Source organism: Streptomyces sp. NPDC046931, assembly GCF_040644655.1.
Classification (GTDB): domain Bacteria; phylum Actinomycetota; class Actinomycetes; order Streptomycetales; family Streptomycetaceae; genus Streptomyces.
The window spans coordinates 102,784-109,000 of sequence record NZ_JBEYWX010000025.1; the positions used below are offsets into that span (position 1 = coordinate 102,784).

Annotated in this window: 4 protein-coding genes; 3 read left to right on the forward strand and 1 reads right to left on the reverse strand. The window is 72.0% G+C overall.

Annotation, left to right across the window (positions count from 1 at the left end):
• Positions 1-12: 12 nt before the first annotated feature.
• A complete protein-coding gene (gene sbnA / locus ABZ876_RS31815) occupies positions 13-996 on the forward strand; it encodes a 2,3-diaminopropionate biosynthesis protein SbnA (RefSeq protein WP_361788450.1) in 984 nt (327 codons plus the stop codon).
• 13 nt (positions 997-1,009) lie between these two features.
• On the opposite strand, the gene ABZ876_RS31820 is transcribed toward sbnA, so the two are convergent.
• Complete coding sequence (locus tag ABZ876_RS31820; RefSeq protein WP_361788452.1) at positions 1,010-1,336, reverse strand: hypothetical protein; 327 nt, start codon at positions 1,334-1,336, stop codon at positions 1,010-1,012.
• Between the two features lie 331 nt (positions 1,337-1,667).
• Between ABZ876_RS31820 and ABZ876_RS31825 the strand changes: the two genes are divergently transcribed.
• Both ABZ876_RS31825 and ABZ876_RS31830 read left to right on the forward strand, forming a co-directional pair.
• Positions 1,668-1,883, forward strand: coding sequence for an MbtH family protein (locus tag ABZ876_RS31825; RefSeq protein ID WP_361788454.1), 216 nt, complete (start codon positions 1,668-1,670; stop codon positions 1,881-1,883).
• 102 nt (positions 1,884-1,985) lie between these two features.
• Positions 1,986-6,217 (forward strand): condensation domain-containing protein (locus tag ABZ876_RS31830; RefSeq protein ID WP_361788456.1); only part of this gene is annotated, 4,232 nt, incomplete at its 3' end.

Below are 6,217 nucleotides of genomic sequence, written 5' to 3' on the forward strand. Positions count from 1 at the left end.
GGGAGAGGGCAAGTGCCGGTCATCTCGGCGCCCCAGGAGTTCAACCAGGACGATCTGTACGTCGACCTCGGCACCGCTCTCGGGATACCGCTATTCCTCAAGTGCGAGGGTTTCAACTTCACCGGTTCCATCAAGCAGAAGGCCGCCGTGGAGATGGTGGAGGCAGCGGAACGGGACGGTGTCCTCGGGCCGGACTCGATCCTGGTCGAGTCCTCCTCGGGCAACCTGGGCATCGCGCTCAGCGTCATCGCGGCCAACAAGGGCTACCGCTTCGTCTGCGTCACCGACCCCCGTTGCACGCTCGCCGCCCGGCGCGTCATGTCGGTGCTCGGCACCACGGTGCACACCGTCCCCGAGCCCGACCGCGACGGCGGATTCCTCGCCGCGCGCATCAACCACGTGCGCGCCCTGTGCGCGGACGACGCACGGTACGTCTGGCTCAACCAGTACGCCAACGCCGCCAACTGGCGCGCGCACCACCGCCACACGGCACCCGCCGTCGACCGGGCCTTCCCCCGGCTGGACGTCCTGTTCGTGGGGGCCGGCACCACGGGCACGCTGATGGGCTGCGCTCGCTGGTACCGGGAACACCGCCCGCACGTCCGCATCGTCGCCGTGGACAGCTCGGGCTCGGTCACCTTCGGCCGTCCGTCCGCGCCACGCATGATTCCCGGCCTCGGCTCCGGGGTGCGGCCACCTCTGCTGGACGAGGAGTTCGTCGACGAGGTGATCATCGTGCCGGAGGCCGAGGCCGTGCGGACGTGCCACCGGCTCGCCGCGGCCGGTTTCGTCTTCGGAGGGTCCACGGGAACCGTCGTCAGCGGCGCCCGGCAGTGGCTCGACACGGCGGCCCCGCGGACCCGGCTCACCTGCGTGGCGATAGCCCCGGACCTGGGCGAGCGGTATCTCGACACCATCTACCGGCCGCAGTGGGTGGAGAGCGTCTATGGGAACGACATCCTGGACCCGCTCCGCCCGGAGCCCGCCGGGCAGTAGCCCGCAGGAAAGTTCAGATCACCTGGATCCGGCCGGAACGCCCGACGGTGGACGGATAGCAGTACGCGGCACGCATCGTGGAGAGCAGCAGCGCGCCGCGGACCTGCGCCAGGTGGGACGCGTGACAAGCCGCGAGCACCTCGGCGCCCTCGACACGCTGGTCCGCGCAGCGCGCGTAGAGCTTGCCCGCGGACACCGCTTCGTCCGGGGACAGTTCGAGGACATCGACGCCGCCCCGGTCGACGAAGCTCTGCACGGCGGTGCCGGTGCTGAATTGATGTCCTTTCGTGCAGTACTCGTCCCAGCAGGTGCGCATCGCACAGGACACCGCGAAGGTCACGGAGGGTATGGCGAGATGGAATTTCCTGGCGCTGATCGCCGCTTTCAAGGACGACGCGGTCGGGGTGTGGCCGGTCGCAATCTGGTATAGGGCGAAGGAATCGGCGACTGCGTACCCGTCTGATGTTCCCAGAAGGCCGTGCAGTTCCACTGATGCTCCCCTCGGTCGCAGGGCAGTTACGTGACGGTAGGCGAAAGGATAGCGCCTGGCCGGGCCCGCCGAAGCATCAACTCCGGCGGCCGGTAACGGGAGATGGTGCCGCGATATCGAAGTGATGCAAGCCCATGATGATCTGGGGACAACGGCCCATTATCGAAATCGAGGTTGTGGTGTGACGAACCCCTTTGAGAATGCTGAGGGAAAGTTCCTCGTCCTGCTCAACGAGGAGGAGCAGTACTCGCTGTGGCCCGGCTTCATCGAAGTCCCCGAAGGATGGCGGGTCGTCCTTGACGAGACCGACCGGCAGGCGTGCCTCGACTTCATAGAGGAGAACTGGACCGACATGCGGCCCAAGTCGCTGCGCGACGCCATGGACGCACACGCCTGAGGAAACTCCGCCCGCCAGGGCGGCCGCCGCGGGTGACGCCCGCCCTGGCTCGTTCTTCCCTTTTCACCGTTCCGGATTCGTAACTCATGGGGTAGGTAACAGGTGTCTGGCACTGGAGCCGCTCGCCGGCCGTTGTCCGCCGCGCAGTCGGGCGTCTGGTTCGCCCACCAGCTGGGCGTGACGGACCTGGACTTCAGTCTCGCCCAGTGCGTGGAGATCCGCGGCAGCGTCGACGTGGAGCTTCTGACGGCGGCGATCCGGGAGGCCCTGCACGAGGCGGAGGCCCTGCGCGTCCGCTTCACCGAGGACACCGACGGCGTGTGGCAGACACCCATGCCGGTCCCCGACGATGCAGTGACGTTCCATGACGTCTCGACGGACCCCCACCCCGCCGAGACCGCGCTGCGCCGGATGCGCGAGGACCGCGCCCGCTCCGTCGACCTCATCGCGGAGGGGCTGTACGAGCTGGCCCTGTTCCGCCTGGCACCGGACCACCTCCTGTGGTACACGCGCGCCCACCACGCCGTCGTCGACGGCCACGGCGCCAGCCTGTTCACCCGCCGCGTCGCCGAGATCTACACGCACCTCGCCGAGGACCAGCCTCCCGGCGACTCGCCGTTCGGTTCCCTCGCCGCCCTCCTCGCCGAGGACCGGGAGTACCGGGCGTCGGCGGACTTCACCGAGGACCGCGCCTACTGGGAGACCCGACTCGCCGACCGGCCCGCCAGGTTCAGCCTGTCGCGGCGCACCGCCACCTCCCGCAGCTCGTCGCTGCGCGCCACCACGAGCCTCGCGACGCCACTCAACGACGCACTCGTCGCCGCCGCCCGGGCCGCTCGTACCCACTGGTCCGTGGTCCTCACGGCCGCTGTCGCCCTGTACGCGCACCGCATGACCGGCTCCCGCGACATCACCCTCGGCTTCCCCGTCACTGCCCGCGTCAGCCTCGCGGCCCGCCGCACCCCCGGCATGACCGCGAACGTCGTCCCGCTGCGCCTGACTGTCTCCGGCGAAGACGACTTCACCGGCCTCGTCACGCGGACCGGGCAGGTCGTGAAGGAGGCGCTGCGGCATCAGCGTTACCGCCAGGAGGACCTGCAACGGCACTTCGCGGCCGCCGCGGACGGCTCGGGCTCCTTCGGGCCGCTGGTCAACATCATGACCGCGGACGACGGCCTCGCCTTCGGCGCGTGCTCCGCCCGGCTCCTCAACCTGGGCAACGGGCCCCTCGACGACCTGGCCTTCGACGTCTACGGCACCGCCCGCGGCGAAGGCCTCGTCATCCACCTCGACGGCAACGACACCCTCTACACCGCCGAGGAACTCACCGGGCACCTGGAACGCTTCGAGCACACCCTGGCCACGGCCCTGGCCGGCCCCGGCCGCACCGTGGCCGGGCTGGACCTGCTGCCTCCCCGGGAACGGCGGCTGATCCTCGGCACGTGGAGCGCCCCGGCCGGCGAGGCGAGTCCCGCGACGACGGTGACCGAGCCGATCGAGGAGCAGGTCCGGCGGACCCCGCACGCCGTCGCCGTGACCACCACGGCCGGTGAGTTGTCCTACACGGAGCTGAACGCCCGCGCGAACCGTGTCGCCCGCCTGCTGATCGAGCGTGGCGCGGGCCCGGGGCGCACCGTCGCCCTCGCCCTGCCCCGGTCCCCGGAGTGGGCCGTGGCGGCGCTCGCGGTGGCGAAGGCGGGAGCGGCCTGCCTGCTCACGGACCCCGACGCACCGGCCGGCGCCGACGACGCCCCGCGAGCCGTGTGCGCGGTGACCTCCGCCCACACCAGCACTCCGCTCCCACGCACGCTGCCCCGCATCGCCCTGGACGCGCCGGACACGGCCGAGATCCTCGCCCGCTTCCCGGACACGGACGTCACCGACGAGGACCGCACGACCGCCCTGCTGCCCGCCCACCCGGCGCAGGTGAGCCACCCGGCGGGCCTCACCATCTCGCACGCCGCACTCACCGGCCGGCTCGGCCGGCTGGGGACCGTCCACCCGCAGCGCCCCGGCGACCGCGCGCTGCACGGCACCGCGTCCCTGTGGGCGCTCTGGTGGGCGCTCGGCAGCGGGGCGACCCTGGTGATGCCGCACCCGGACCAGCTCCGCCCGGGCCGGGGCGGACCTCACCGGGACGCGGCGCACACGGCCGCCGCCCTCGCCGCGGACATCAGCACCCACGGCGTCACCACCCTGCATACCACCCCCACGGTGCTGGCCTCGCTCCTCGCCGAGCACGCGGGTGCCTGTACCTCCCTGCGCACCGTCGTCTGCACCGGCGAACCCCTGCCGGCCTGGCTGCCGACCCGCTTCCGCGACACCCTGGGCCAGGCAGCCCTGTGCGCCGTCCACACCCCGGCCGGGGCCGACGTCCCCGTCGTCGTCCGGGCCGACGGCGAAGGCACCGGCAGCGCAGTCCTCGGCCGTCCCCTGGACGGCATCCGCGCCTACGTACTCGACGAACGGCTGCGCCCGGTTCCGGCTGGCGTCACCGGCGAGCTGTATGTGACGGAGGAGAACGCCGCCCTCGGCTTCCCCGCCCATCCGGCCGGCACCGCCGAGTTCCTCGTCGCCGACCCGCATGGCGAGCCCGGCGGGCGGATGCGGCGCACCGGTGACCTGGCCCGCTGGCGCGCCGACGGCACGCTCGAACACGCCGGCTCCGCGGACCGAACCGCCGTGCCGAACCCGGGCCTGGACCCCGCCTCCGTCGAGGCCGCCCTGATCACGCACCCCCAGGTCGCCCAGGTGGCCGTCCTCGACCGGGACGACACCGCGGGCAGCCCGGTCCGCGTGGCGTACGTGGTGCCGTGTCCCGGCGCCACCCTCGACCCGGACGCGGTACGGCGTCATGCGGCCGAGCGGCTGCCCGAGGCACAGGTCCCCACGGCACTGGTCGTCCTCGACGCGCTCCCCGTCACCACGCACCACCTGCTCGACCGGGCGGCCCTGCCGCTCCCGACCGGGGACGCGGCACCGTCCCGCCGCACGGCCCGCAGCCCCAGGGAGGCGGCGCTGTGCCGAGTCTTCGCGGAAGTCCTGGGCGTCGAGATCCCCGGCATCGACGACAGCTTCTTCGACCTCGGCGGGCAGTCCCTCACGTCCGTCCGGCTCCTGAGCCGGGTCCGCACGGAGTTCGGCGTCGAGCTTCCCGTGCGCGCGCTGTTCGAGGCGCCCACCGTGGCGCAGTTCGCCCAGCGGCTCGACGAGGCGGAGCGCTCCACGGCCCAGGCCCTGGTCCCGGCCCCGCGTCCCGACGTGCTCCCCCTGTCCTTCGCGCAGCGCCGGCTGTGGTTCCTGAACCGCCTCGAAGGGGCCACCTCGTCCGCGTACAACATGTCGTTCGCCGTACGACTGACGGGCACCCTGGACCGAAAGGCCCTGGCCGCCGCGCTGCGGGACGTCGTGGAGCGGCACGAGAGCCTGCGGACCGTCTTCCCCGAGGGCCCTGACGGCGCCCCCTACCAGGACATCCTCACCACCGACCGGATCCCCGCCGTCCTCCTCGACGTCGTACCCACGAACGCCGAGGAACTGCCGCGCCTCGTCGACCGGGCGGCCGGCCGCGGCTTCGACCTGACCACCGACCTTCCCCTGCGCAACTCCCTGTTCACCCTCGACGACAACGCACACGTGCTGCTCGTCGTGCTGCACCACATCGCCGGCGACGGCTGGTCCATGGTCCCCTTCGCCCGCGACGTGGCCACCGCCTACGAGGCGCGCACCATGGACGCGGCCCCGGACTGGAAGCCGCTTCCCGTGCAGTACGCGGACTACACCCTGTGGCAGCGACGCGTCCTCGGCGACGTGAACGACCGCGAAACCCCGCTCGCACGCCAGCTGGCCTACTGGGCGCGGACGCTGGACGGACTGCCGGACCAGCTGGAACTGCCGGCTGACCGGCCCCGCCCGGTAGTCGCCTCGCACCAGGGCGGGAGCATCCCGGTCACGATCGGCCCCGACGTACACCGGTCCCTGGCCGCGCTCGCCCAGGAGGCCGACGCCACCCTCTTCATGGTGGTGCAGGCGGCGTTCGCCGCGCTGCTGTCCCGGATGGGGGCGGGGACGGACATCCCGATCGGTTCGCCGGTGGCGGGCCGTGCGGACGAGGCGCTGGACGACCTGGTCGGGTTCTTCGTGAACACGCTGGTGCTGCGGACGGACGTGTCGGGTGATCCGACGTTCCGGGAGTTGGTGGAGCGGGTCAGGGAGACGGACCTGGCCGGGTACGAGCATCAGGACGTGCCGTTCGAGCACTTGGTGGAGGTCCTCAACCCGGCCCGTTCCATGGCCGCGCACCCGCTGTTCCAGGTGATGCTCGCCTTCCAGAA